The 25,728-nt window shown below is 66.3% G+C and carries 23 protein-coding genes; 9 read left to right on the top strand and 14 right to left on the bottom strand.

Annotated elements, in window-relative coordinates:
• Positions 1-13: 13 nt before the first annotated feature.
• The 4 genes from ACCD07_RS16260 to ACCD07_RS16245 all read left to right on the top strand — a co-directional run bounded on the left by ACCD07_RS16260 (position 14) and on the right by ACCD07_RS16245 (position 4,968).
• Entirely contained in the window at positions 14-508 is a 495-nt protein-coding gene (locus ACCD07_RS16260; protein WP_413447939.1) for an SH3 domain-containing protein, read from the top strand.
• A 92-nt stretch (positions 509-600) separates the two neighbouring features.
• Positions 601-1,611 (top strand): PP2C family protein-serine/threonine phosphatase, encoded by a 1,011-nt coding sequence (locus ACCD07_RS16255; RefSeq protein ID WP_413447938.1) that lies wholly within the window; start codon positions 601-603, stop codon positions 1,609-1,611.
• A 186-nt stretch (positions 1,612-1,797) separates the two neighbouring features.
• Complete coding sequence (locus ACCD07_RS16250) at positions 1,798-3,285, top strand: FHA domain-containing protein (RefSeq protein ID WP_413447937.1); 1,488 nt, start codon at positions 1,798-1,800, stop codon at positions 3,283-3,285.
• Between the two features lie 78 nt (positions 3,286-3,363).
• Complete coding sequence (locus ACCD07_RS16245) at positions 3,364-4,968, top strand: adenylate/guanylate cyclase domain-containing protein (protein ID WP_218087692.1); 1,605 nt, start codon at positions 3,364-3,366, stop codon at positions 4,966-4,968.
• Between the two features lie 9 nt (positions 4,969-4,977).
• On the opposite strand, the gene ACCD07_RS16240 is transcribed toward ACCD07_RS16245, so the two are convergent.
• From ACCD07_RS16240 to ACCD07_RS16230, 3 genes are all read right to left on the bottom strand, one after another.
• Positions 4,978-5,859 (bottom strand): pirin family protein, encoded by an 882-nt coding sequence (locus ACCD07_RS16240; protein WP_413447936.1) that lies wholly within the window; start codon positions 5,857-5,859, stop codon positions 4,978-4,980.
• 4 nt (positions 5,860-5,863) lie between these two features.
• Positions 5,864-6,262 carry an OsmC family protein gene (locus tag ACCD07_RS16235; RefSeq protein ID WP_176650197.1) on the bottom strand — a complete coding sequence of 133 codons (399 nt, stop codon included), beginning with the start codon at positions 6,260-6,262 and terminating at the stop codon, positions 5,864-5,866.
• A gap of 87 nt (positions 6,263-6,349) precedes the next feature.
• Entirely contained in the window at positions 6,350-6,637 is a 288-nt protein-coding gene (locus ACCD07_RS16230) for a DUF1330 domain-containing protein (protein WP_176650196.1), read from the bottom strand.
• A gap of 100 nt (positions 6,638-6,737) precedes the next feature.
• On the opposite strand from ACCD07_RS16230, the gene ACCD07_RS16225 reads away from it, so the two are divergent.
• Positions 6,738-7,616 (top strand): LysR substrate-binding domain-containing protein, encoded by an 879-nt coding sequence (locus ACCD07_RS16225; protein ID WP_413447935.1) that lies wholly within the window; start codon positions 6,738-6,740, stop codon positions 7,614-7,616.
• Here ACCD07_RS16225 and ACCD07_RS16220 read toward each other — a convergent pair whose 3' ends face one another.
• The 8 genes from ACCD07_RS16220 to ACCD07_RS16185 all read right to left on the bottom strand — a co-directional run bounded on the left by ACCD07_RS16220 (position 7,617) and on the right by ACCD07_RS16185 (position 20,410).
• The gene (locus tag ACCD07_RS16220) at positions 7,617-7,961 is read right to left on the bottom strand and encodes a zinc ribbon domain-containing protein YjdM (protein WP_176650194.1); all 345 of its coding nucleotides are present in this window, start codon (positions 7,959-7,961) and stop codon (positions 7,617-7,619) included.
• 40 nt (positions 7,962-8,001) lie between these two features.
• A complete protein-coding gene (locus ACCD07_RS16215) occupies positions 8,002-10,323 on the bottom strand; it encodes an SUMF1/EgtB/PvdO family nonheme iron enzyme (RefSeq protein ID WP_413447934.1) in 2,322 nt (773 codons plus the stop codon).
• Positions 10,324-10,357: 34 nt separating this feature from the next.
• Entirely contained in the window at positions 10,358-12,628 is a 2,271-nt protein-coding gene (locus tag ACCD07_RS16210) for a hypothetical protein (RefSeq protein ID WP_413447933.1), read from the bottom strand.
• A 100-nt stretch (positions 12,629-12,728) separates the two neighbouring features.
• Positions 12,729-13,814: a hypothetical protein gene (locus tag ACCD07_RS16205; RefSeq protein WP_413447932.1), complete on the bottom strand. Its 1,086-nt coding sequence runs from the start codon at positions 13,812-13,814 to the stop codon at positions 12,729-12,731.
• Positions 13,811-15,019 (bottom strand): hypothetical protein, encoded by a 1,209-nt coding sequence (locus ACCD07_RS16200; protein ID WP_413447931.1) that lies wholly within the window; start codon positions 15,017-15,019, stop codon positions 13,811-13,813. Before ACCD07_RS16200 ends, ACCD07_RS16205 begins: the two co-directional genes overlap by 4 nt.
• 3 nt (positions 15,020-15,022) lie before the next feature.
• Positions 15,023-15,622 carry a hypothetical protein gene (locus ACCD07_RS16195; protein ID WP_413447930.1) on the bottom strand — a complete coding sequence of 200 codons (600 nt, stop codon included), beginning with the start codon at positions 15,620-15,622 and terminating at the stop codon, positions 15,023-15,025.
• 11 nt (positions 15,623-15,633) lie between these two features.
• Entirely contained in the window at positions 15,634-16,977 is a 1,344-nt protein-coding gene (locus ACCD07_RS16190) for a hypothetical protein (RefSeq protein WP_413447929.1), read from the bottom strand.
• Between the two features lie 100 nt (positions 16,978-17,077).
• On the bottom strand, positions 17,078-20,410 hold the full coding sequence (locus ACCD07_RS16185; RefSeq protein ID WP_413447928.1) for a penicillin-binding transpeptidase domain-containing protein: 3,333 nt from the start codon (positions 20,408-20,410) through the stop codon (positions 17,078-17,080).
• 221 nt (positions 20,411-20,631) lie between these two features.
• Here ACCD07_RS16185 and ACCD07_RS16180 point away from each other — a divergent pair, with 221 nt between their 5' ends.
• From ACCD07_RS16180 to ACCD07_RS16170, 3 genes are all read left to right on the top strand, one after another.
• A complete protein-coding gene (locus tag ACCD07_RS16180) occupies positions 20,632-20,889 on the top strand; it encodes a hypothetical protein (protein ID WP_413447927.1) in 258 nt (85 codons plus the stop codon).
• A 306-nt stretch (positions 20,890-21,195) separates the two neighbouring features.
• Positions 21,196-21,660, top strand: a complete 465-nt coding sequence (locus ACCD07_RS16175) for a YXWGXW repeat-containing protein (RefSeq protein ID WP_413447926.1) — start codon at positions 21,196-21,198, stop codon at positions 21,658-21,660.
• Positions 21,661-21,671: 11 nt separating this feature from the next.
• On the top strand, positions 21,672-22,391 hold the full coding sequence (locus ACCD07_RS16170; protein WP_413447925.1) for a reverse transcriptase-like protein: 720 nt from the start codon (positions 21,672-21,674) through the stop codon (positions 22,389-22,391).
• Here ACCD07_RS16170 and ACCD07_RS16165 read toward each other — a convergent pair.
• The 3 genes from ACCD07_RS16165 to ACCD07_RS16155 form a co-directional block, all read right to left on the bottom strand.
• A complete protein-coding gene (locus tag ACCD07_RS16165) occupies positions 22,368-23,996 on the bottom strand; it encodes a methyl-accepting chemotaxis protein (RefSeq protein ID WP_353404850.1) in 1,629 nt (542 codons plus the stop codon). The genes ACCD07_RS16170 and ACCD07_RS16165 overlap by 24 nt on opposite strands.
• Before the next feature lie 3 nt (positions 23,997-23,999).
• Positions 24,000-24,494 carry a chemotaxis protein CheW gene (locus tag ACCD07_RS16160; RefSeq protein WP_176650182.1) on the bottom strand — a complete coding sequence of 165 codons (495 nt, stop codon included), beginning with the start codon at positions 24,492-24,494 and terminating at the stop codon, positions 24,000-24,002.
• Between the two features lie 93 nt (positions 24,495-24,587).
• Entirely contained in the window at positions 24,588-24,929 is a 342-nt protein-coding gene (locus ACCD07_RS16155) for a hypothetical protein (RefSeq protein WP_413447924.1), read from the bottom strand.
• 126 nt (positions 24,930-25,055) lie between these two features.
• Here ACCD07_RS16155 and ACCD07_RS16150 point away from each other — a divergent pair, with 126 nt between their 5' ends.
• Complete coding sequence (locus ACCD07_RS16150; RefSeq protein WP_176650180.1) at positions 25,056-25,715, top strand: HD domain-containing protein; 660 nt, start codon at positions 25,056-25,058, stop codon at positions 25,713-25,715.
• The last annotated feature ends 13 nt before the right edge of the window (positions 25,716-25,728 follow it).

Below are 25,728 nucleotides of genomic sequence, written 5' to 3'. Positions count from 1 at the left end.
ACGGGGAGCCTGCATGGAAACGGCTAAACTCTACGCGGTGGGCGCGTTCGCGGCGGGACTGGTGATCACGCTGTTCCTGGCCGCCTACCTGACGCCGCGCCAGTGGTGGCGCCGTCCCAATGCCCGCGCATTGCTGATCATGGTGGTCGGCGCATGGGGCTTCGGCAGCCTGATTTTGTACGCGGCGCACGGCAGGGCTGCAACCGGACCTGCACCGCTCCCCGGCGCGACCGAACCCGCCACTGCCGCCACTGCTACGATCGCAGCGGCGGCGCGCGACGCCGGCGAGCCGCTCATCGCCGGCAAGCCGTTCGCCGTCCACCGCGACCTGAACCTGCGTACCGCGGCCGGCGTGCATGCGGCGCGGCTGGTCATCGTGCCGGCCGGCTCCGTCGTCACGCCGACCGGCGAACAGCGCGGCGACTGGTGGCAAATCAAGGCCAGCGTGGCCGGGCGCGAAAGCACCGGCTGGGTCAGCAGCCTGTGGCTGCGCCGGAGCGGTGAATGACGCCGGCTCGCACTGCTCCGCATTCTCCCGCCGCCAGCCTGTTTTCGGCTAAGCTGTGGCCTTTCGCATCCCGCGTCACGACGCCAGCACCGATGACAAGAATTACCGATCCGCTCGACTTCGGCCCCGGCCTCGACATCGCCGCCCGCAGCAGCGCCAGCATCAGCAAGCTGCAGGTGCCGGAAAACCAGGACAACCTGCTCGTCATCGATGCCGCCGGCCGCGCCGTCTTCCTGCACAACCAGGTGCCGCACAGCGTGCAGTTGACCGACTGGCCGCGCGGCCACGTGCGCCTGGCCGTGATGGACGGCATGGGCGGCCACGGCCACGGCCGCGAAGCCGCCGAAGCCGTCGCCGCCGGCCTGCTGCTGATTCCCGCCTGCGGCACTCAGCAAGACCTCGACAGCCGCCTCGACGACCTGCATCGCCGCCTGCAAAGCCAGTTCCGCCAGCACGGCGACAACGACAGCTTCCGTCGTCCCGGCACCACGCTGACGCTGCTGGAAATTCCGCCCGGCGCCGCGCCCATGCTGTACCACGCCGGCGACTCGCGGCTGTATGAGATCACCGCCGACGGCGCGCGGCCGCTGACGGTCGACCACGTGCCTGCCACATCCTTCGCCATGCACGGCCTGCTCGGCGAGCAGGAATGGTGGCAGCAGGTGCACGGCGAGCACCGTTCGCAGATCTCGCAGGCCTACATCCTCGGCAACGCCTTCGCCAATCCGCAAGTGCTCGACAATGAACTGCTGCCGCTCGGCCCGGCCAACCTGCCGCCCTTCCTGCGCCAGCTGGCCGACCGCCGCGCGCTGACGCTGCGCCCGGACGCCACCTACCTGCTCGCCACCGACGGCTTCTGGTCCTGCGGCCGGCCGCTGGAATGGATCGCGCGCTGGCCGGCGCTGCTGGCCCAACCCGGCCATTCCGCCGGCACCGGCATGGACGCGTTGTTCAATGATTACGCCGACCATCCGCCACCCCAGCTCCACATCGACAATCTCAGCGCCATCGTGCTGCGCTGTGCGTCGCCGGCCGCCGCGCCACACGATGACAACGTTGACGAAACGGCACTACCCACCGCATCAATACCGTCGCATTTTTGACGCGGCGCGCCGACCGGGTGTTGCGTCGATCACGCAGTGCCCGCCATCGGCCGGAAATAAGTCAAACAGATGTACGTTTGATTGCCAAACAGAGTGTAAACCGCATAAACTGACGGGTATCCCATCGGTCGGTTAGCCATGAAAAAATGCAGTAATGCCCAGCACCCGCATTGCACCTATTGGGTCATGCCAGGAGCGCAAGCTTGTGAAGGCGGTCACGCCCAAGCAGAGCCCTCCAGCTATGACCTGCTGAGTGCCGTGCGCCGCACCCGTTCCGGCCAGCCCGGCACGGTGCTCGATGCCAGCCCTGCTGCTTCAACCAACCTCGCACCGTCAACCTACGCCCGCCCGCTGCAACGGGCCCAGTCCGAGCGTCCGCAACTGCACATCAGCGGCTTCGACCCGCGCGCCGCCGGAGGCCGCCAGACGCTGAAGATGGAATTGCGCGGCATGCCGGAAGCCTGCGCGCCCCAGCTCACGCTGCAACTGCAATCGGACCTGATCCCCAACGGCGCGGCGCGCCAGCACTTCGTGCGCGCCACCAATGGCGAATGGCGGCCGGTGTTCGTCGAGTTTTCGTCGCGCGGCAAGGAGCACGGCCAATACCAGATCAGCATTGAGCTGCTTAGCCAGCATGCCGAACTGGCGTCGCGCAAATGGGTGTGCACCTTCGTCATCCTGGTGCCGCGCCTGGATGCGACGCTGACCGAAATCCACCGCATCTTCCTCAGCACCCACAAGAACGTGCGCGTGATGGCCGATGACGCCTCGATCGCCCGCGTCAGCGCGCAAGGCGGCGACAGCCTCGACATCGACGTCACCGCCCGCAACGCCGGCATCGCGCACCTGGACCTGAACGCCCCGGCCGGCAAGGTCGACCTGGGCTTCTCTACCATCGCCTGGGATGAGGATCTGATCGAGATCGACATGCCGGTCGGCGCCGCCATGCATCCGCACCCAAGCCGCGCGGCCTGCCTGGTCAACGCCGCGCCGGAAGCCGGCGCCCAGCGCCAGATCCGCCTGTTCGCGATGGAAGAATGTGTGCTGGGCCGCTTCGAGCTGGTCGATCCGGAATCGGACGTGCTGCTGACCCACTACAGCGCCGACGGCCAGGACACCAACGGCCTCACGCGCCGCCTGTCCGGCCGCCACGCGGTGATACGCCGCTCGGGCCAGGGCTTTGAAATCGAAGACGTGTCGCGCTACGGCACGCTGCTGGACGGCGTCTGGCCGGGCAAGCACAAGCCGACCGCGCTGCGCCTCGGCATGCGCATCGAACTCAGTGCCAGCATCAAGGGCATCGTGGTGCTGTCGGTGTCGGCCATCATGCCGCACGGCGTGATCCTGCACCGCGTCGACCACGGCGCCAACGCCGAATGCTTCTACCTGCTGATGCCGGAAACGCATCCGGGTTATCCGCTCAAGCAGTTTGCCGCCGCGCCGCACGCGGCCGCGCTGCCGCTGCTGCTGCATCGCGACGGCGGCTTCTGGCACCTGGATCAGTTGACCGGCAAGGAAACCGCGCTGGCGCCGGCCACGCCGCTCGATAAGCTGAGCCGCATCCCCCGTCACAACCGCTTCGCCAGCGATCCATATCCGGAACACTGGATCATCCGCACCGGCGCCACCGACTTGCATAGCACGCTGGCTGCCAACGCCATGTCCACCGCTTAAAATAATTGTAAATTTTATATTTTTTGTGTTGCCTCGTGATAATATCGTCAACATTATCACAACCAGACAGGCATCACCGTGCGCGCACCAAGCCGTCTTCATACCCGCCGCTGGGAGCGCATCGCGCTGGCGGCACTGATCCTGCTGCTGGCGGGCCTGCCGCTCGCGGTGTGGCTCGACATGCAGAATATCGCCGCCGCGCGCCTGCGCAGCCAGGCGGTCGACCTGAACTCCATGATCGCCAGCATACGCGGCTACTACAGCAGCGCCGTAGTCGGGCGCGTTCTCGGCAACCACGGCAAGGACACGCAGGTCATCCATAACTACGAGACGGTGCCCGGCGCGATTCCCATCCCCGCCACGCTGTCGCTGGAACTGGGCCGCGTCATCGCCGACCGGCAGTCCAACGTCAGCTACCGCTTCATCTCGGACTTTCCATTCCGTGGCCGCGCACCGCACGCGCTCGACGAATTCGAAAAGAACTCGCTGACGGCATTGCGCGCGCGTCCGGACCAGCCCCCCATCATACTGGCCAGTTCCAGCGGCAGCGACACGCGCGTGCGCCTGGTGGCGCCGGTGCTGATGAGCGCAGCCTGCGTTCAGTGTCACAACAACCACCCGGACAGCATGAAAAAGGACTGGAAGATCGGCGACGTGCGCGGCCTGCAGGAAGTGACGATACACGACGAGGTCAGCACCAGCCTGTGGTCCTTCAAATACAGCCTGGCCTACTTCCTGTTCGCGGCGGCCACCGGGCTGGGCTTCATCCTGCTGCAACGACGCCAGAACGCCGTGATCCGGCGCATGAATGCCGACCTGGCCGGCGCCAACGACTTCCTGGCCGCCGTGTCGATGAAGATCTCGCACTACCTGTCGCCGCAAATCTACAAGAGCATCTTCAGCGGCGAGATGGACGTGGCGCTGAACACGCAGCGCAAGAAACTGACCATCTTCTTCTCCGACATCAAGGACTTCACCGAACTGACCGAATCACTGCAACCGGAAGCGCTGACGGAACTGATCAACGAATATTTCACCGCCATGTCGACCATCGCCATCCGCCACGGAGGCACCATCGACAAGTTCATCGGCGACGCCATCCTGGTGTTCTTCGGCGACCCTGAAACCAGGGGGACGGCGGAGGACGCGCGTAACTGCCTGCGCATGGCGATCGAAATGCAGCATGCGCTGGCCAAGCTCAACGTCCAATGGCGCAAGCTGGGCGTGGAAGCGCCGTTCCGCGTGCGCATGGGCGTCAACACGGGCTTCTGCAATGTGGGCAATTTCGGCAGCAACGACCGCATGGACTATACGATCCTCGGAGCGGAAGCAAACCTGGCGGCGCGGCTGCAATCGATCGCGCCGGCCGGAGGCATCGTCGTCAGCTACGAAACCTATGCGCTGGTGCGCGACATCGTGGCCGGCCACGCGCTGGCGCCGGTCAGCATGAAGGGCATCGCGCGCGAGGTGGTGCCTTACGCGATCGACGGCATGCTCGACGAAGACGGCAGCACGCTGCAGGTGTTCAGCGAGCATAGCGACGGCCTGGACCTGTATCTGGACATGGGCCGCATCGATGCGGACGCCGCCAAGAACCTGCGCGGCGTGCTGCGCCAGGCGATTACGGCACTCGACCGGCAGGAGAAGGCTCCCGCCGATTCGACGCAGGACGCTTCCGTCTAGCGCCTGGCGTCAGGCCAGCGGTTTTTTGGCCGGCAGCGGAATGAACTCGGTCTCGCCCGGCACCTTGTCGAAGCGCTGCGCTTCCCAATCCTCGCCGGCCTTGACAATGCGTTCCTTGCTCGACGAGACGAAGTTCCACGACATGAAGCGGTGGCCGTCCAGCGGCTCGCCGCCGATCACCACGAACTGCGCATCCGAATCGGCCTTGACCAGCTGCGTGCTGGCCGTATCGAGCAAGGCCATGGTGTGCAGCGCCAGCGGCGTGCCGTCGATCGCCAGTTCGCCGCTGATCGGATAGATCGCCGCTTCGGCCGGCAGGCTGCTCAGGGCCAGCTCGTGGCCAGCTTTCAGCGTCACGTCCAGGTACAAGGTCTGGCTGTAGGTCTTGACCGGCGAGGTCTTGCCGAAGGCCGCGCCGACCAGCACCCGTACGCGCGCGCCGTCGACGTTGAACTCCGGAATATCGCCGGCCGGCGTGTGGCAGAAGCCCGGTTCATCCTCTTCATGCGCCAGCGGCAGCGCGGCCCACAGCTGCAGCCCGTGCGTGCGGTGCGGCTTGCCGACCAGGTCCTTCGGCGTACGCTCGGAATGGACGATGCCGCGGCCGGCGGTCATCCAGTTGATCGCGCCCGGCTCGATGCGCTGCACCGAACCGATGCTGTCACGGTGATCCATCGCGCCCTCGAACAGGTAGGTCACGGTGGACAGGCCGATGTGCGGATGCGGACGCACGTCGTGGTCGGCGTCCAGCGGCACGTCGACCGGACCGAAATGATCGAAGAAGATGAACGGGCCCACCGCCTGCTTGACGGAAGACGGCAGGTAGCGGCGCACGACAAAGCCGCCGCCCAGATCTTTTTCATGGCCCTTGAGCAGATTCGAAATCGTCATGATCTTATCCCAGCACGGTGGTGACTTCGGTGGTCACGGAAGTCATCAGTTTGTGGATCGGACATTTCTGCGCGGCCGCCAGCAGTTCCGCGCGCTGAGTCTCGGACAGGTCGCCGGTCAGGTGCAGCGTCGCGGCCAGGCGGTAGGTGCCCTGGCGCTCTTCGCTGGCGTCGCGTTCCATGCTCACTTCCACGTGCTCCAGCGGGATGTTCTTGCGCTTGGCGTACCAGACCACGGTCAGGGCCTTGCAGGCGCTCAGCGCCGCATCGTACAGGTCATGCGGCGAAGGACCCGCATCGCTGCCGCCCTCCTCGACTGAACCATCGGTCGACAGGATGTGGTTGCGCACATGGACTATGTGGCGCATCGGCAGCGACTGGTCGCGCAGTACTTTGATAGTCATACAGTGTTCCTCGAAAGCGGTATTGTCAAAACCGTCAATTTACACCGTTTGGCCGGGTTGCGCCTCCCCCAAATGCCTGCAATCGCTCTACAGGCCGTTCACCAGCACCATCGAAAAGTCGGAGCCGCCCTGCCGCAGTTTCTTCAGCGGCGCGTGCGCCGGATCGTCGTACCAGGCTTGGGCGTGTTCCATCGACGGGAACTCGACGATGATCTGCGTCTCAGGCACCGCCGGCGCGCCCTCCAGGACTACCGGCGCGGCCTTGGCCAATGGCTTGCCGCCGTGTTTTTGCGCCAGCGCCGGCATGTGTGCGCTGTATTCCGCCACCCAATCCGAGTTGCGCAGGGTGAGCGATCCGATTGCATATGCTGCCATGATGACCTCCTTGCTGTTGAATGAGGCTCCAGTATTATTCAAAGCATTCGAGGCATAAATGAGCTAACATTTCGCATACTCATAACTTTTAATTCCGAATATGAGCGACAAACTCCGCAGCATGCAGGTGTTCGTGGCGGCCGCCACGGCGCCCAGCTTCGCCGCCGCCGCGCAAACGCTGGACATGTCGTCGGTCATGGTCGGCAAGCATGTGCAGGCGCTGGAGCGGGAACTTGGAGCGCGCCTGATCGAGCGCACCACGCGCAGGCAGTCGCTGACCGAAATCGGCGCGGTCTACCTGGAGCGCTGCCGCGACGTGCTGGCCGGCGTGGAGGCGGCCGACCGCGTGGCCGAGCATCTGCGCGCGGAACCGCAGGGCAGCCTGCGCATCTCGGCGCCCGCCACCTACGGCGAGCACCGGCTGGCGCCCGTCATCGGCGCCTACGCGGCCTTGTACCCGCAGGTGAAGATCGATCTGGTGCTGAGCAACCGGGTGGTCGACATGGTGGAGGAAGGCGTCGACGTGGCGATCCGTTCAGGCCCGCTGGCCGACACGGGCCTGATCGCGCGCGCCCTGAAACCGGGCCATGTGCTGGTTGCCGCCAGCCCCGAGTATCTGCGGCGGCGCGGCACGCCTGCGCATCCAGCGGAACTGGCCGGCCACAACTGCCTGGCGTTTGCGGGAGCCAGCACGACCTGGCGCTTCCGGCGCGGCGACGAACAAGTGGAGGTAATGGCACAGGGCTCCCTCGTCAGCAACACCGGCGCCTCGCTGGTGACGGCGGCCATCGCCGGCATGGGCGTGGTGGCGCAGGCCGATCTGCTGATGGAACCTGCGCTGGAAAAGGGAACGCTGGTGCGGCTGCTGGCCGGATGGGAACTGCCGTCGCGGCCTTTGCACATCGTGCGGCGGCCGGAGTCCAGGCCCAGCGCCAAGGTCCGCAGCTTCGTGGACTTCGCGCTGGAGCGGCTGGGCTGATTACACGACTTTTTTAACGAACTCGGTTTTCAGGCTCATCGCGCCGAAGCCGTCGATCTTGCAGTCGATATCGTGGTCGCTGTCGACCAGGCGGATGTTCTTGACCTTGGTGCCGACTTTGACGGTACCGCCGCCGCCCTTCAGTTTCAGGTCCTTGATGACGGTGACGGTGTCGCCGTCCTGCAGGATGTTGCCGACGGAATCCTTGTAGACACGGGCGCCCTCTTCGGCGGCCTCGCCCGCGGCGGCACTCCATTCGTGCGCGCATTCCGGGCAAACCAGCTGGGCTCCGTCTTCGTAGGTGAATTCGGAATTACATTTCGGGCATGGTGGCAAGGCGCTCATCGTTTTGATCCAGGTATTAAAAAGAAGGCGAAAGTATACTCTATACGAGCTTGCGCGCCACCCGGAAGCCGACGATGTCGTTGGCCAGCACTGCGGAAAAGCCGTTTCGCACCGCGGAGCGCAGGTAACGCGGGTTGTACAGCCACGAGCCGCCGCGCAGGATGCGCCGCACCGGATCGCCGCCCTCTTCCCATGCGCTGCCGTCCGCAGGCGCACCGGCGTAGTTATCGTGCACCACGTCCTGCGTCCATTCCCACACGTTGCCGTGCATGTCGAACAAGCCCCATGGATTGGGCTGGAAGATGCCGGCCTTGTTGGTGCCTTGCAGATAAGTGCCGCGACGGCTGCCGTTGTAGGTGTAGTTGCCGTCGTAGTTGGCCTGCTCGGTGGAGATGGTGTCGCCGAAGCTGAATGCCGTCTTGGTGCCGGCGCGGCAGGCGTATTCCCATTCCGATTCGGACGGCAGGCGATACAGCTGGCCGGTCATTTCCGACAACCAGCGCAGGTACTGCTGCGCGTCCATCCAGCTGACGCCGACCACGGGATGCTCGTCGTTCTGCGCAAAGCCCGGAGCGCGCCAGTCGGTATCGGACTGCGATTCCCAGCCGGTCGCGCGCACGAACTGGCGCCACTGTCCGACCGTGACCGGGAAACGGCCCATGGCAAATGGATGTTCGATGCCCACCCAGTGCTGCGGCATTTCGCGGTCCAGCCAGTTTTTCTGCGCGCCGGCCTTGATCGCCAGCGCCTGTTCGTGTTCGTGGGAGCCCATCTGGAAACGGCCAGTCGGGATCAGCACCAGGTCGGGACCGACACCGGTGCCGTCGACGAAGCGGTCGCGCAGTATGCCTTTCGGATCGGCCACCGGGCTGCCCGGCGTCGGCATCAGCGCCGCCAGTTCGGCCGCGTTGCGCTCCGCCTGCTGCTTGCGGTGGCGCTCCTGCTCGGCGCGATACGCAGCTTCGGCCTTCAGCTGCGCGGCCTTGCGCTGCTGCTCTTCCTGTTCGTCGCGGGCCTTCTTGGCATCGGCATCGCGCCGCGCCTGCAGTTGCTCGCGCAAGGCCTGCTTGCGCGCCAGCGCGGCGGCTTCGGCTTCGGCGCGCTGCTTGGCTTCCATCGCGCGGCGCTGCTGATCGAGCCTGGCCTTTTCCGCCGCCGCTTCCGCCTGGCGGCGCGCCGCCAGTTCGGCGGCCATCGCCTGCCGCTTCAGTTCCGCGACGCGCGCCTGCTCGGCCTGGGCGGCCTTGGCGGCGGCCTGCGACGCCTGTTCCTTCAGCTGCTGCTCCTGCTGCGCCTTTTTCTGCTGCTCACGTTCCTGCGCCTGCCTTGTCTGCGCGGCCAGTTCCTCCTCACTTGGTCCGGCGGCCCGATGCAACTCGGCCAGCAGTTCGTTCACCGAGACGGGACGGCGCTCCTGCGCGTAGGCGAAGCCGTTTTGCAGCACCTTCCATTGGGCCGGATTCAAACCCTGCGGAGGCGATGGATGGAAGTCGGCCGGACGCATGTCGTCGAACGGCATGCGCCCTTCAAGCAGCTGATAGATCATCACCGCGACAGCGTAGACGTCGAGCTTGGGCGACGGCTGGCGCTGATGCGTGCCCGCCTCCGGCGTCCGGTAACCGACGGTGCCCGCATTCGGCGTCTGCAAACCGAGACTGCTGCCGGCGCTGCGCGCGCGCGAAGCGATGCCGAAATCGAGCAGCTTGATTTCGCCGCGCTGGGTCAGGAACACGTTGCCTGGCTTGAGGTCTCGGTGAACCAGCTTGTGCTTGTCCCACGCATATTGCAGCGCATCGCCCACCGGCGACAGCAAGCGGTAGACCGCCTCCAGCGGCAGCGGGCCTTGCGCGGCCAGGTAGGCGTCGAGGTCCTGGCCTTCCAGATATTCCATGATGATGAAATAGCTGGACGTGGCCGGGTCCTGCGCCCATTCATAAACGCGGACGATGTTTTCATGCGCCAGCTTGCGCGCCTGCGTCGCTTCCTCGATCAGCAGCTTGGCGTGGGTGGCGCTTTGGGTCAGTTGCGGCGGCAGGATCTTCAGCGCCACCATTTCGCTGTGGCCCAGTTCCGCGTGCGTGGCGAGGTCGGTCGCCTGCCACACCTGGCCCATGCCGCCCATGCCGATCAGGCGCTCCAGCCGGTAGCGGCGGTTCTGCGGGCCGATCTCCTGGCCGGACATCAATCCCAGTTCGGTGCCCTGCCGCACCTGCAACGGCGAGGCCGTGACGCTGCCGCCCGGCGGCGCGTACTCCGCATCCAGGATGGCGTTCTTGCGACGGTCGAACTCCTGCAGGCTAAGCAGACCGTCATCATGTAAGGCCCGCAATTCGCGGATCTTGTCTCTTGCTGTTTGCATCATTAAACGAAGTGTAACCGTTCCTGCCAAAAGCTGTTTAACCTAAAGGTACGCCGCATTCGGCGCAGAATTTGTCGTACGGATGGCCGGGCCGCGTCGGATGGCCGTTGGCGCAGTAGCGGACCGGCACCGGTGCGGGCGGCGGTACGGAGCCTGCCTGGGCCACGCCCACGCCCAACTGGCTCTGCGTGGTCAGCGCACTGGCGCTGGCCGCGTTCTGCAGATTGAGCAGATCGAGCTGGTGGCGGCGGTCCTTGTCCATTTCCACGTCGCGATGGCCGCGCTCCTCCAGCACCCGCTCGTGCGCAAGGCGTGCCGCTTCGGCCGGCGTCACGCCATGTTCGGCAGCCACCACCTGCGCCAGCGCCTGGATCTGCTCCGGCGTCATACCGCCCTGGATCTGCAACTTCATTATCTGCGTCAGCGCTTCGGCATTCGGTGCGGCGGCGGTGGCTACTTTGGCGCTGTCGCTCAAGCGGCCGATGGTTTCAATGCGCGTGATTTCATGCGACTGCTGCGCCAACAGCACGTCGTACTCGCCTCTCCAGCGGGCGGCCTTCTCCTCGCGCTCGTGCTCCAGTTTTTTCAGTTCATGCTGCCAGGCGGCCTCCTGCTCTTTTTGCTTGAGGATCTGGCGCTGTTCCTCGACTTCGAGCTGGTCCAGCATGGCCTGTTTGTTCTGCGCCTGGTTCTGGCGCGCGTGGATGCCATCCGCTTCGATGGTGCGCAACAGCTTTTCGTACTGGGCGACTGCATCCGCCTGGGCGCCGGAGCGCTTCAAGTCCTCGATCTTCTGGCTGATCTCGGCCACTTGCACGGCGTTGGCCGCGTCCTTGACGGCATCGCCGCGCAGCAGTTCGCGCTGGCGCGCCAGTTGCAGCTGGTCTTCCCACTCCTGCACCCGCTCCGCCTCGCGGCGGCGGGCGGCGCTGGCCAAGGTCAGCCCCTGGATGCGCGTGTTGTGCGCCTCGGCCTCGATCTGCAGCTCGCGCTCTTTCTCGGCCTTTTCGCGCTCGCGCAAGGCCAGCAGCTCGTTGCGGCGGTGCGATTCGTCTTCGATCAGCAGCGCCTGCGCGATCTGGTTTTCAATCGCCTGCTGGCGCAGCTGGTGCGACAACCGCTGTTGCGCCAACTGGCGCTGCTCGGCGGCGGTCTGCTGCAGCACTTCCAGTTCGGTGCGCATCTTGATCTGGGCCAGGTGGCGCACATGCTCCCAGTCGGCCTGCTCACCGGCGCGGTGGGACTTGTTCTTCGCCAGCTCATGTTCCAGATCGGCCAGGACGGTCCCAGCGCCTTTGTCCAGCGCGACCTTGCGGGTCTTCGATTCCATCACGCGGCTGTAGAGGTCCATCTCGCGCGCGCGCAGCGCCTGTATGCGCTCGGATTCCTTCAGCGTCAGCTCGGCCTTGTTGACGCTGGCGTCCTGGCGCAGTTCGGCGCGACGCAGCTCGGAACGCATCTTCTGCTCTTCGCGCCAGATGGCCTGCCATTCCTCTTCGTCGTAGATCTGATCCAGCTGCTTGACGTGTTCCAGCTGTACGTGACGCTCGTCCGCCACCAGCCACAGGGTGCCGATGCGTTCGCGATTGTGGTCGAACTTATCGTGGCGCAGCGCCGCGGTTTCCACGCGGTCGACGGCCAGGCCGTAGCTGGCCAGGCGCAGTTTAAGCGCGGCCTGCAGGCGTTCGTCCAGTTGCAAGCGCAGGTCCGCGTTGTGCGCCATGTCGCGCATCGAACGGCCGCCGACGAATTCGGCCGCCAGCTGGCGCACCGACGGTTCCAGCAGATCGTGCAGATGCAGCGTGCTGACCGTACCCGGCACGGTCATGAAATGCTGGGCGAACGCGGGGACGTTCTCTATGCGGATGGACACCGTGAAGCGCGCCGACACCTTCAGGTGCTCGGACGTATGCAGGTCGCTGAACGAGAACTCCACCGGCAGCGCCGCGCTGCGGGTGATCAGGATCTCGGCGCTCTGGCTGCGCAGCAGGTGGTTAAGGCGGGTGAAGAAGCCTTCGATTTCATATTCGCCCTGAGGCACCTCGGTGGCCTTGTCGGCTTGCAGGATGTAAGCGCGCGCGGTGGCGGGCACCCGCAGCGTCTTGGTGAAGATGCCGGACAAGGCGCTGACGCCGAAGTAGACGGCCAGTTCGTCGTCGCCCGGGATCCAGCGGTTGTCGCGCAGGACGGGTTCGTTGCGCGGGGCGCCCAAGGTCAAACCGCAGTGCTTGCAGTAGCCCGACTGGTCGTCGTTTTTGTGCTCGCACCGCGGGCATTTAACGCCGCCAAAACCAAACATTTGGAACATGTCAGACTCCTTCTTCGATTCATCTTCCGGGCTGCCCTCGCTTGTGCCGATTTTAGCAGGGCGGGCCCGATTTCATTCTTGCGCACGATTCAACCCATCATCAGATCATGCCGATACGGTCTATACAGGCGAGGCTCGCGCCTTTCTGCCGCAACGCGGCGCTGAACCCGGCTGGCAGTTGGTCCTGCCAGTCCCTGGGCAGCAGCACCCGGTCGCCTGCATTCACTTGCTTCAATATCAAGTCCAGCTTGGGTTCGCGCCCCTCGACCGTCTCGACGCGGCCCGCATGCCAGGCATTCGAGCAGCCGGTGGCGATGATGCGGCCGCGCGGCACGAACTCGCGCCCTCTGGCGAGTCGGTCCGCCATCACCAGCGCCAACTGGTACGAGCCGCCCTGGAAGCGCGGCTGGCCGAAGCGCACCACGCTGCGCCAGCGGCCCAGTCCCTTGCCGTCGAAGTGGCGGGCAGCCGCCAGCGTCTGGCGCACTTCCAGCTGGGCGCTCGGGTCCAGGCCGGGCGCGGCGATGGTGTCTTCTTCAGCCGCGCCGGCGCCATCGCCGTCGATCGGGAACACGCTGACCTCCACCCATGCCAGGCTGTCGTTGACGCCGCCGCTGTGCAGGGGGAACCAGGCGCGCACGGTTGAAACGCTGCCCGACGGGTCGGCATGGCCGCTCAGCGCGCCAAGATGGGATATCTGCACGCTGCGGCTGGCGCTGTCGCCGGGCGCCGTGCCGCCCGCGATAAGGCTGTCTTCGGCCGCCAGGTGCGCCGAGGCGCGGGCAACGGCCAGCACAGGATCGCCCTGCACGCGGCCGGTCTGCCAGTGGTCGGACCAGCCATGCGCGTGGATTCTTGCTGCCGGATCGGGCTCGAACAGGCCGCGCACCATGCGGTCCGCCAGTACGGCCGCCAGTTCCCAATCACGATCGGTGGCGGCCGGGGCGATGTCCATGCTGAGTACGACCTGGTCGCGGCTGTCGAGACGCGCCTCCGTATGGCGCGCCAGGCGGACGACTTCCTGCATCCGCTGTGCGGCGACGGACGCGCCGGGCGCCGTGCATTTGACGTCGGCGCGGTTGGCGCGCGGGCGGCGGCTGGCGGTAATCGTCAGGACGCGGCCATCGGCCAGCACGCAGCGGCACTCGGCGTTGGTGGGCACCACGCTGGCGGAGAATGTGTTCATAGCGATGGTTCCTTGCGCTCGATGCCAGTGCCAGGTTCGGGAGCATGCGTGGCGCGGCGCAGCGCCAGGCCGGTTTCCAGGTTGGCGCAAATGCGGTCCGCTTCGTCCAGCAATGCCGGCCATTGCGCGTGGCTGGCCAGCTGAAGGCGGGCCAGCAGGGACCAGGCTTCGTCCATCGCCGCCACTGCGATCATGGTTTGGTTGGTGCGCCGGACTTGTATCTCAGGCTCCAGCGGCTGGTCGGGGGCGGCCCAGGCCAGGACCGGCATCGTGTTCACGTTCAGGACTGCCATACCGAGGCGCAGCAGCAGGGATTGGTGCTGCTGGAAGACCGGCAAACCACCTGGCAGGGTCAGAAGCCGCAGTTCGCTGCTCAGGACGGGCAGTTCGATGAACAGGCGGCGCAGGCCACGGGCATCCTGCTGCGGGGCCTGCGGCGTGGCGCCCGCAGGGCCGGCAGGGGCAGCGACCGGCAGGTCTGGCAGCGAGTGATCGGTGGTGGGCGCTGCGAAGTCGCTCGGCGCGGCTGGGATTGTGACGGTGGCCGACATTGCGGTAGCGGCGCCGGCGGCAGCTGCTTGCGCGGCCGTGTGGGCGGCGGCTTCGGCGGCCTTGCGGGCGACGGCTTCGGCGGCGGCGCGGGCTTTCAGCACCTCGGCGAAGTCGATTTGCTCACCCAGGTCAACCGGCACGCAATCGTCCACCGTGACGCCGTAGCGCGTGTACATCAGTTGATTCAGTCCGGCGCGAAACGCGTGCCATTCCTCCACCGACGTGCATGGCGGTAGATCGAGTGCGCCCTGTGCCAGCTCGGTTTGCAACGCCGTCTGTGCGGCGGCGGCGAAATCGTCCAGCAGCAGGCGTCCCGCCGCTTCGCTGTACAAATACAGGTCGAAGCGCTGTTGCGTCACGCGCGGATTGGCCGAATCGACCACGAAGCGCAGGCGCAAGCCCCATTCCGGCGCGGCGGCGAACGGGATCAAGTCCACCGTGTACGGTCCCGGATGAAAACAGAACACCGTCTCGCCCTGCTCGCACGACACCTTGCCGGCGCCTGCGCGGCGCGCATGACCGCCGGCGTTGAAGATCACCACCGTACTCTGGGCCGGCGCAACGTCGCCCTGATCGAGCCGCAGCGCGATCAGGTTGACTCCCAGGCCATCGGTATCGATGGCCGGTTTGCGGCGCCGGGAAAATAAGCCCATGGTCTACGGCGCTACCGGTTCGACGGCGAATCCCGCACCGTACAGCTGGAAGTGCTGCGCCGGCGCGATGGCGAAAGGCCAGCTGCGTTCGCACTCGCCGTCGGCATCCAGCCGTCCTTGCAGCACGATGGCGCCGCCGCCGTCTATCACCCGCAGCAAACCCTGCTCGCGCAGCAGGCGCGCCGCGAACGGCGCTTCCGGCGACAGGCTCAATATCACCTGCCAGCCTGCCCCCTGCGGCAGGAAGTGCAGCGTCCAGCAGTTATCGTCGGTCACCAGCGATTCCAGCGCCACCGCGCTGGAGGCCGCGCGCAGCATGCCGCTGCTGCCGCTCCATACCGGATCGTTGGCGGCCTGCGGTTGCGACTGAGACTGAGACTGTGCCCCTCCGGCGCGACGCTCCAGCGACAGTTGACGGAACCGGCGCAGCGTCAACGGCGACGCCGCCAGCGCCTGCCGCTCGTTCGGTGTCAGCACCCGGCCGCCGTCCAGCGCCGCCAGCAGCGTGGCGTCGGCCAGCATCAGGCGGTCGCCCGGGGCGGCGCGCGCCAGCAGCATACGCTCCCGCAGCCGTGCGTCTTGCTCATCTTGTGCTGATTTCAATTCGTTCTCCTTCATTTCGCCGCCAACGCCGTGTTGGTGTTGGCCGCGTACAGCTTGTCGATCGCTTCATTGCGGCGCTTGCGCAGCGTCGGCATCGAAATCTGGTCCAAGGCCGCCAGCTGCTGCAATGTGGGCAGCTCGCCGGTGGCCGGGTCCAGCCAGGCGTCCGGGTAGGTGTCGTCGGCCGCGCCCAGCAGTTTCTGGTACACGGCCAGCCGGATCGGCAGCGTTTCGTCCCGCAGGATGCGCAATGTCCAGCTGCCTGTCTCCTGCGCGGCCCGCGCCAATTCCAGATAGCGGGGGGGCAAGGAAAGCGCGCCGGCAACCGACTGCTCCACCGCCAGCTGTTCCGCGCTTGCCGGCGGCGCATCCGCCAGCGCGCCGTCGTCGAGGCTCTCAGCATCGGCGGCGACGTCGAATTCGTCGGTGGCGGGTGCATCGAGCAGACGGTCCTCGTCCTGCAAGCCGCCCTGCGCTTCCTGCTGTTCGGACTCGCCGATCACGCGCCAGTAGTCTTCCAGCCACAAGGCAGCTTCGCCGGCCTCGCCCTGCCAGTCGTCGGCACGGTCCATATTGGCCGACAATTCCTCATAATCGCCGATTTCGGTCAACATCGCCGCGATCTTGTCCGGACTGTTTTTCAGACTGGCGAAGCGCTTGGATTTGGTATGCAGCGGGCCCGGCGAGCCGCCGAACCGCTCCAACGTCTCGCTCCAGCGAATGATCCACTCGGCCTTGCAGCCGCCGATGGTCTTCATCTGCCGCACCTCGATCGGGCTGCCGTCCAGCGGACGCCCCAGTATCGCGCCGACCTGCGCCGTGTGCTGCCGCCAGTCGGCGAACAGGCCGGCGATCTCGCGGTAGGCCGTGTCCAGCATCCGGTAGGTGTAAATTTTGTTCCGCGAGCAGTCGCGCCCTGTGGCGACGATGTAGTTGTCGGCGTCGACCTTGTCGCGCAGGCTGGCGTACATGTCGTTGATCTTCTTGCGCATCACGCCCTCGGCGGCGGCATCGTGCCAGAAGGCGCCGCTGCGCGCATGCTCGCTGGCCACGGCCGCCATGAACGCCAGCCAGAACGCCGGCTGCGCCTGCAATTCAAACATCAGGCTGAGCGACAGCTCGTAGACGCTGTCGCCGTAGCTATTGCCCTCCGCCTCGGCGCGCGCCGAACGGGCGCCCGCGCGCAAGGCTGCGGCTACCGCATCGGTGTAGGCATCGAGCAGCGGAGCATGCTGCCCGGGGTCGGACACGTGGTGCATCTCAAGCTGCCGGAATGCCTGTAACGAGCAATGTCCCAGCAGCTTGCGCACTTGTTCCCAGCCGTGCTCCTGATACCGGGTTCCTGGCAAGCGCATACAGTCCTGTCAATAATAGAAAAACGAAAATAAGCGCGCTATGGCGGACGCCTCAAAATCATGCCACAAACGGAGCGATTTCATTGTCCCGTTTACAAGGCTATTTCCCCTTCTGTTCGCGGTTCTGCGCCGCCAGCGTCGACAACACCGCCGCCAGCACCGGCGCCGCATGCTCGCCGCCGGTCGCTTCCGAGTGGCTGACGAAGGCCGCCATCGCCAGCCGGTGCGTCTGGCCGGGCAGGCTGCCGGGCTCCAGCCAGCCGGTGAACCAGACGGTGGCGGTGTCCTCGCCGCTCGGTGCGGTGCCGGTCTTGCCGTATAGGCCGGGCCGCACGCCGGCCAGCGCGGCGCCGCCGAACGCGCCGGCGCCGGTACCGACATCGACCACGCCCTTCATGCCGGCCTTGATGCGGTCAAGCCGGATGCCGATCGGCTTCATCTCCGGCACCGTGCTGGCCGAGCGGCCCAGCGTCAGCAGCATGCGCGGTTGCACCACCTTGCCCTGCCCGACCGCTGCGGCGGCCAGCGCCATCTGCAGCGGCGTGGTCTGCATGCGCAGGCCGATCGACATTTGCCGCAACTCGTGGCGGGTGTGGATGGGATCGAGGTGGGACGGCGTGGCTTGCAGCGCATCCCAGCTGCGCCAGGTGAAATCGGCCGGCAGCAGCCCCCCGTCGAGACGCAGCGCCTGCTCGAAGCCGAGGCGATGCGCGGCGGCGACGATGGGGCGCACCGAATCAAGGGCATCGGCGTCGAGCGCCTGCAGGTCGGGTGCGCCGCCGTCGGCGCGGCCGAACAGGCTATGGTCGCTCAACTCGCCGGACCAGGCAAACCAGGTGTTGATGCTGTAGGTAAGGGCCTGCGCCAGGCCGAGGCGGCCATCCTGCGCGCGCCGGTCCACGCTCTGCTCGTGGTAGTTGGTGATGTGGGCCAGGCGTGGATTGAGCGGATAGCTGGCGGCGTCCGTCTGGAAACCGAAGCCGCGCTGCTGCGCCAGGCGGTTGATGGCGGGCAGCGGCATGCCGCCCAGTAGCGCATCGATTTGCGGATCGCTCTTCGCCGCCATTTCCAATCCCAGCGCGCTGACCACCTTGAACGTGGAGCCGGGGCTTTGGTGCGCGCCGCCGTCATGCTGCAGCGCCGGCAGGCGCAGCGGGCTGCGTGCGGGACTGGTGCGATCGAAGTCGCGCACCTCGCTCCAGTTGGCGGTGTTGACTTCGCCCGCACCGGCGCCGGCGGCGGCCAGGATGTCGCCGGTCTCCGTGTCGAGGATGACCATGCCCGCGTGGCGGCCTTCCGGCGCGGCATGGCCGCCACTGCAGTCCTTGCCGTTCCAGCGGCCGCGCCGCATGCCGATGCAGTCCAGTACCTGCTGGCTGAGCGCCTGCAACGGCAAGTCCAGCGTCAGGCGGGCGCCGACCGCGCTGGCGGATGCCTGCGAGGTTGTCGCGACCGAGACAGGCAGGCGCGCCAGCATGCCCGAGATGCTGTTGACATGATCGCTGCCGATGCCGAGCAGCGGCGCCAGCCCGGCATCGATCGCCGACAGTGTGGGTGCGCCGTCGGTCCACAACAGGTTGCCGTTGCGGTCCTCCAGCTGGACCGGCGATACGGCGGCCGGGCGTGGCAGGCCGGATGCGGCATCGCCGTTGGCCGGAGCCAGCGCCTGCCAGGCCAGCCGGCCGTTGACCACGCGCAGGTGGCGGTATTTCTGGTCTTCTGGCGTGGTGAAGTCCAGCGGCTGGACGTCGAGCTGCACGTTGCGGGCACCGGCTTGCAGTGTCAGTGCGATTTGCTGGACGTCGGCCGGCGTGGCGCAGGCGCGGCCGGTACAGGCCGCTGCCAATTGGACGCTGGCACCGGTGATGCCGCCGGTCAGGCGACCAGCCAGCATCAGCTGCAGCACTTCGCCGCCCGCAGCGGCACGCGGCAGCGCGAGACTCAGATGGACCAGCGGACGCGCGCCCTGCACTTCGCCGGCTTGCGGCCAGCGCGCAACGCGTGTCCACGGCTGCCAGCCTTGCGGCAGCGCGGCGAACAGGCGCGAGGCGGCGACCGGCATCTGGCTGGTGGTGGCGACCATGGCCGGCGCGCTGCCGGCGCTGCTGCCGCCCGTGCTGGCGCTCCAGTCCAGCGCCAGGCCCGCCGGGGCTTTCACGCGCCAGGCCAGCAGACGGCGTTCGCTGTTGTAGATATCGATTTGCTGGCGGACGTAGGCGCCGTCAGCTTGATAGTACAGGCGCTTGAAGAGTTTTTGCGTGGCGGCGCCGGGTTTGACCTGCTTCCAGTCGTCCAATTCGCCGACGCGGTCGGCGCTGCCGGCTGCCTGCCATTGCGGCAGATCGCGCGGCGCCACTTCGATGGCGCCGACAGCGGTCAGGCGCAGCAAGCCCTGGTCCTGCAGGTCGCCGAACAGCGACTGGTCTTCCAGCGCGGCTGGCGCGGCGGCAGGCACCTGGTAGGCGCCGGGGGCCAGGTAGGCACTCACCGCCCGGCCGCGCGCAGGAAAGGCGATCACCAGCGCGGGCAAGGGTTGCGAGTCGGCGGTGGCTGGCGCCTGGCGATACATCTGCACCAGCAACTCGCCGGCTTGCGGGCACATGACGTTGGCGCGGCGCTCGATGCGCAGCGCGGACGCGGTGCCCCATACCAGCCATCCCTGCTGGCGCAACGCCACCTGGCCGCTGGCGCCCTGCTCGACCTGACCGAAGCCCGCGTCGCTGATCCAGCGCACAGCCTGCGTGCCGTGCCAGCTCAGTTGCAGCGGCTCGCTGAGCGGATCGCTGAAGTCGGCGCGGGCGGTTCCTTCGATCTGCACCTCGGGCATGGCATCCGCGCCGGCGTCGCGATCGGCCACCAGCAGCACGTTGCGCAGCGATATCTGCACATTCGATTCCTGGTTGCGCTTGACCCAGCGCTGGACGTCGTCGAAGCGGTAGCCCAGCCGCAGCGGCAGCAGCCGGGTGTCGGTCGGGCTGCGCATCTGGCTGCACAGGTCGACGCGCACCGGCGGCGCAGCCTGCATGCCGGCCGCCACCAGCAAGGCGCCGCCGGCGTGCGTGCTGGTGCTGACGCCGGGTTGCGACGGCACCGAGAACGCAATGCCCGGCAGGACGGACTGATAGGCGTTGGCCGCGCGCACGCTGTTGGCCGCTTGCGGCGTATTGGCCGTTGCGGCGGCAAGGTGGCGGGCATGGCCGGCGATCAGCGCGCCCCCGCCCGCCACCAGGCCGACGCCGGCGATGGCGATCCAGACGGCGCGATGACCGCTGCGCTCCGCGGCGCCTGCGGGGCCTCGCGACACGAGGCGCAACGCGGGGCGGCTGCGAGGATCGCTGGCGCCCCGGGCGCCGGCACGCAAATTGGCCTGGCGGCGGCGCGCGCGGCGGCGCTCGGCCCAGGCTTGCAGGATGGTTGTGATGAATCGCGGCATACGCCCCTCGCGCTGGTGGTCGGTGTCTGCCCATCCATAGCGGAGGGCCGCGGAAAACCGTCCTGCCCGGCCATTCCGTGGTCGAAAAGCCATCCCTTTATCGCGCCAATTTGCATTTCGCGCCGTCAAAAGCGCGGCTCGTCGCAATCCCGTGGCGGCTAGACGGGCCTTTGCATAAAGTGAGCACATCGAAACACCACTCACCACCGAAAGGAAGCAAAATGAACGTCCTGAAAAACTTCGAAGCCCTGTTTGTCGTCACCCTGGGCCTGGCCTGCGCCGCCACCTACTCGCTGGACGATGCGGAAACGACGCAAGCGCCCGCGCAAGCCAGCTACACCGCGCCTGCCGCCGCACGCAACATGCAAGTAGTGGTCGTCAGCGCCAAGCGCATGACCGCCGAACAGAAAAAACAATCGTTGATCGAAGAAAGCAAAACTGCGCTGGCGGCAGATTCCACCGCAGCGAGCAAAATTTGAACGCCCGTAAGCACTTCGCCTGTACGCACAGCAGCCCTGCCGCGTAACAGGCGAAGCCGCTCATCTTCCGCCTGCCCCGCACTACCCCTCCTCGCCACCGGCTGCCCAGCCGCGCTACAATCCCAACTTGTCTGACTTTGTGCGCCAGCGCACACTACATCCGCATGTTTGTGTCATATGTAAAAAGTTGCATCAGTCAGCGCAACGCCTTGTGCCGCTTGCTATAGTTTGTTCAAGCGTTGCAGGAAGACGCACACAAGGAGATAAATCATGATCAAGCGCTCGCACACTCTTTACGCCGCCGCTATGCTCGCCCTGAGCGCGGCAGCATTCGCTCCGGCCATCGCGTCAGCACAAGTCGGCGTCAGCGTGGTGATCGGAAATGCCCCGCCGCCTCCACGTTTTGAAAGCGTGCCGCCGCCACGGCGCGGCTATGTCTGGGCGCCGGGTTACTGGGACTGGCGCGACCACCGCCATGTATGGATAGGCGGCACCTGGGTCGTCGAACGTCCCGGCTACGTCTACACGGAACCGCGCTGGGTGCAGCGTGAGGGCCGCTGGTGGCATGAGGAAGCGCGCTGGGAGCGCGGCCCGAACGGCGACCGCGATCACGACGGCATTCCCAACAAATACGACCGCCACGACAACCGTGGCTACGGACGCGGTGACCGCGACCACGACGGTGTGCCGAACCGCTACGACCGTGACCGCGACGGCGACGGTGTGCCCAACAGATACGACCGCCGTCCCGACAATCCGCGCCGCGATTGAGCGGCTGTTCGATGAACGACGGCGATATCGGATTTGAAGTACTGGCCACGGCCGCCTACAAAGGCGAGCGCGTGGCCGCTCGCCGTTTGGCGGGCCGTTCGCAATTGCCGGAATCGGATGCGCTGCTGCAGGTGCTGACGCAGGCCGCCGGCGCGCAGGGACTGCCACATTTGCTGGCCGAGCGTTCTGCCTTGCGTCAGCGCGACGAGCAGCGGCGCGTGGCGAAAATCGAAGAGAAGGCGCAACAACTGGCGTTGCGCAAGCAGCGCATGCAACCCTCCGCCGAATCCTGGCGGGGCTGGTTCGACGGCTCGGCGCATCCGAATCCGGGGCAGATCGGCATCGGCGCGCTGCTGTGCGGACCGGCCGGCGAACGCATCGAGATCAGCCGCCGCTCGGGCCATGGCAACAGCGGCGAAGCGGAATACATGGCGTTGACGGCTTTGCTGGAAGCGGCCGCGCAGGCGGGCGCGCAAGGATTGGTCGTCTATGGCGACAGCCAGGTGGTGGTCAACGACGTCAACCTGAGCACGCAGGCGATTGCCGCGGGTGGCGGCGCCAAGGGGCTGGAAGCCCATCGCGCGCGGGTGGTGGAACTGATGGAGTCGATGGGCACCGTCAGCCTGCGCTGGGTGCCGCGCCACCGCAACGGTGACGCGGACCGCCTGTCGCAGCAGGCGATAGACCGGACGGTGTGCGCCGACCGCTTAGGCGCGGCGAGCGATTTTTAGCGCCGGACGGGATGGCGCGACGCGCGCCGGGGCGTGAGTCCGGAACGGCATCGCCGCATTGCCGACCTTGAATACGCTGACCGCCTGCGCCAGCGCCGCGGCCTGCTGCTGCATCGACTCCGCGGCGGCGGCGGCCTGCTCGACCAATGCCGCGTTCTGCTGGGTCACAGCATCCATGGCGCCGATGGCTTGATACACCTCGTTGATGCCCGCGCTCTGCTCGTTGCTGGCGGCGGTGATCTCGGTGATCATGTCGCTGACGCGATGCACGCTGCTGACGATTTCGCCCATCGTCGTACCGGCGTCGGCCACCAGCTTGCTGCCCTGGTTGACCTTCTCCACCGAATCGCCGATCAGTTCCTTGATCTCTTTCGCCGCCGATGCCGAGCGCTGCGCCAGGTTGCGAACTTCCGATGCCACGACCGCGAAACCGCGCCCCTGTTCGCCGGCGCGTGCCGCTTCCACCGCCGCGTTCAGCGCCAGGATATTGGTCTGGAACGCGATACCGTCGATGACAGCGATGATGTCGACGATCTTGCGCGACGACTGGTTGATCGAATCCATGGTGTCGACCACCTGCGCCACCACTTCGCCACCCTTGACCGCGACCTGCGCTGCGGACGACGCCAGCTGGTTGGCCTGGCGCGCGTTGTCGGCGTTGTGCTTCACGGTTGACGTCAGTTCCTCCATCGACGACGCGGTTTCCTCCAGCGCGCCGGCCTGCTGCTCTGTGCGGCGCGACAGGTCCTGGTTGCCGGCGGCGATTTCGCTTGACGACGTGGTGATATGGTCGGTGCCGCTGCGCACCTCGTTGACAATGCCCAGCAGGCTGGCGTTCATGTCCTTCAACGCCGACAGCAGCTGGCCCGTTTCGTCGCGCGCGCTGTCGTCGATATGGCCGGTCAGGTCGCCGCCGGCGACGCGGCGCGCGGCCGTTACCGCCTGCCGCAGCGGACCGGTGATCCCGGTGGTCAGCAGCCACGAACTGACGGCGCCGAACGCCAGCACCAGCGCGGCCAGCACATACAGCAGCTTGCGGCTGCTGGCGGCGATGTCGTCGATATGGGCAGCGGTGGCGTCGATCTTTGCGCGCTGCATCTTGAGCAGGTCCATCATCAGCGCCTGGTAGCTGGCGGCGCCCGGACGGAACACGGTCTCGAAGATCTTGTCGGCCTGTTCCAGATCACCGGCCGCCTTCAGCTTGGCCACCTGGTCGCGCGACGACAGGTACACCTTGCGCTGCTCGCCGATGCGCACGAACAGCGCCTTCTCGTCGGCGTCGACGATCAGTTCCTCGACTTTTTTCTGCAGTTCGGAAGAGATGGCGGAGGAAGCCTTGGATTCGTCGGCGAAGAATGCGCCCAGCGCAGGATCGCTGCTGCGGGCGATGGCCGTGGTGCGGCGGATGCCGCTATCGACCTTGCCATACCAGTCGGAGATCATGCGCTCCTTGGCCAGCGGCACCTGCATCATGTCGCGCGTGGCCGCGGCCACGCCCTGCAGCCGCCACACGCTGATACCGGTGATCAGCATGGCGAAGGCCAGGATAATGGTAAAGCCCAACGTCAGGCGCTTGCCGATACTGATATTCTCCAGCATCGTCATCGGTCAGGCCGCCAGCGCGGTGTTTTCGATCAGGCCCATGTCGGCGCTGGACATCAGCTTGTCGATATCGACCAGGATCAGCATGCGTTCGTCCAGGGTGCCCAGGCCGACGATATGGTCAGTGTTCAGCGCCGAACCGATTTCCGGCGCAGGCTTGATTTGCTCGGGCATCAGCGTGGTGACGTCGGAGACGCGGTCAACCACCATGCCGACCACGCGGTGGCCGATGTTGAGGATGATGACCACGGTGAACTGGTCGTACGACGGCGTGCCGAGGTTGAACTTGATGCGCATGTCGACGATCGGCACGATGATGCCGCGCAGGTTGACCACGCCCTTGACGAAGGCCGGCGCATTGGCGATGCGGGTCGGTGTTTCGTAGCTGCGGATTTCACTGACTTTCTGGATATCGATGCCGTATTCTTCCTGACCCAGGGTGAAGGCCAGATACTCGCTGGCCGGGGAATTTGCGTGCAGTTCGCTGACGTTGCTGGACATGGTTTTTCCTTCATTGCTAAAGTGACTATGAGCAATGTTACCGCAAGTCAAGATCAAACGCACCAAATAAATACGTACAAGCAACAAATAGAGTTATTGCAATTTCCAGATTGGCTTTTCGACAATGATGGAGGAGGACACGGCGACCGGACGCGAAGGAACCGGAGTGGGAGCTGGGCCGGCCACGGCCGCGCGCGGCGTGGCGATGGGCCGGACATCACGCTTGCCGGCGGCTATGGCGACGATCGCACCGGCGCCGATGCCCGCACCGGCGGGACGGATGGCGGCCCGGCCGTCCTCCCCTTTGGCCTGCAGGTACGGCGCGTGGGTCGGCGTATCGTCGAGCGCGAGCGCGCCGGAGCAGGATAAGCCGAACAGCATCGTTGCGAGCACCGGGGCAATTCGCATGGCAGGCCTTTTATTGTTAAAAGTCATTGTATTTTGCACAATCCCACTATACTTGTCCAGCAAACAATTTTTACCCCTCATTAAGTTCGGCTGCACAAGGGAGTCGACAGGCTGTATCATCTGGACAGACAGTCGAAACACGACGGGAGACCGATGAATAGCTTGCTGAACAGCTGGCACCCGCGCCTGGTTGCCTTGGCCAGCGCAGCCTCCGGACTTGACGGGGCGCACGACACCAACCACCTGCACCGCGTCTGGCGCAACGCCACCTTGCTGCTGGACGACTATCCCGAGGCGGACGCGCTGATCGTGCTGGCCGGCTGCTACCTGCACGACCTGGTCAACCTGCCGAAGAACGATCCCGAGCGCCACCTGGCCTCGCGCAAGGCGGCGCTGCTGGCCAGCCGCCAGCTGGCCGGACTCGATTTCCCGCCGAACAAGCTGGCCGCCGTCGCCCACGCGATCGAAAGCCACAGTTTTTCCGCCGGCATCCGTCCCGAAACCATCGAAGCGAAGATCGTGCAGGACGCCGACCGCCTCGACGCGCTGGGCGCGGTCGGCCTGGCGCGGCTGTTTTACACGGCCGGCCGCATGGGCACCGCGCTGGCGCACGCCGACGATCCGATGGCGCTGCACCGCGATCTCGACGAGAAGGCCTATGCGCTCGACCACATCGACACCAAGCTGGCCACCCTGCCCGGCAAGATGCAAACGGCGGCCGGACGCCGCCTGGCGCAGAACCGCCTCAATGAATTGACCGCCTTCCGCGACAGCTTCATCGCCGAATGGGCCGCCAGCCCGGCGGCGCCCTGACACTTTACAAATC

The organism is Duganella sp. Dugasp56 (genome assembly GCF_047304105.1).
GTDB lineage: Bacteria > Pseudomonadota > Gammaproteobacteria > Burkholderiales > Burkholderiaceae_D > Rugamonas > Rugamonas hordei.
The sequence above is the reverse complement of the archived record's forward strand: the minus strand, read 5'-3'. Positions and strand labels throughout refer to the sequence as shown.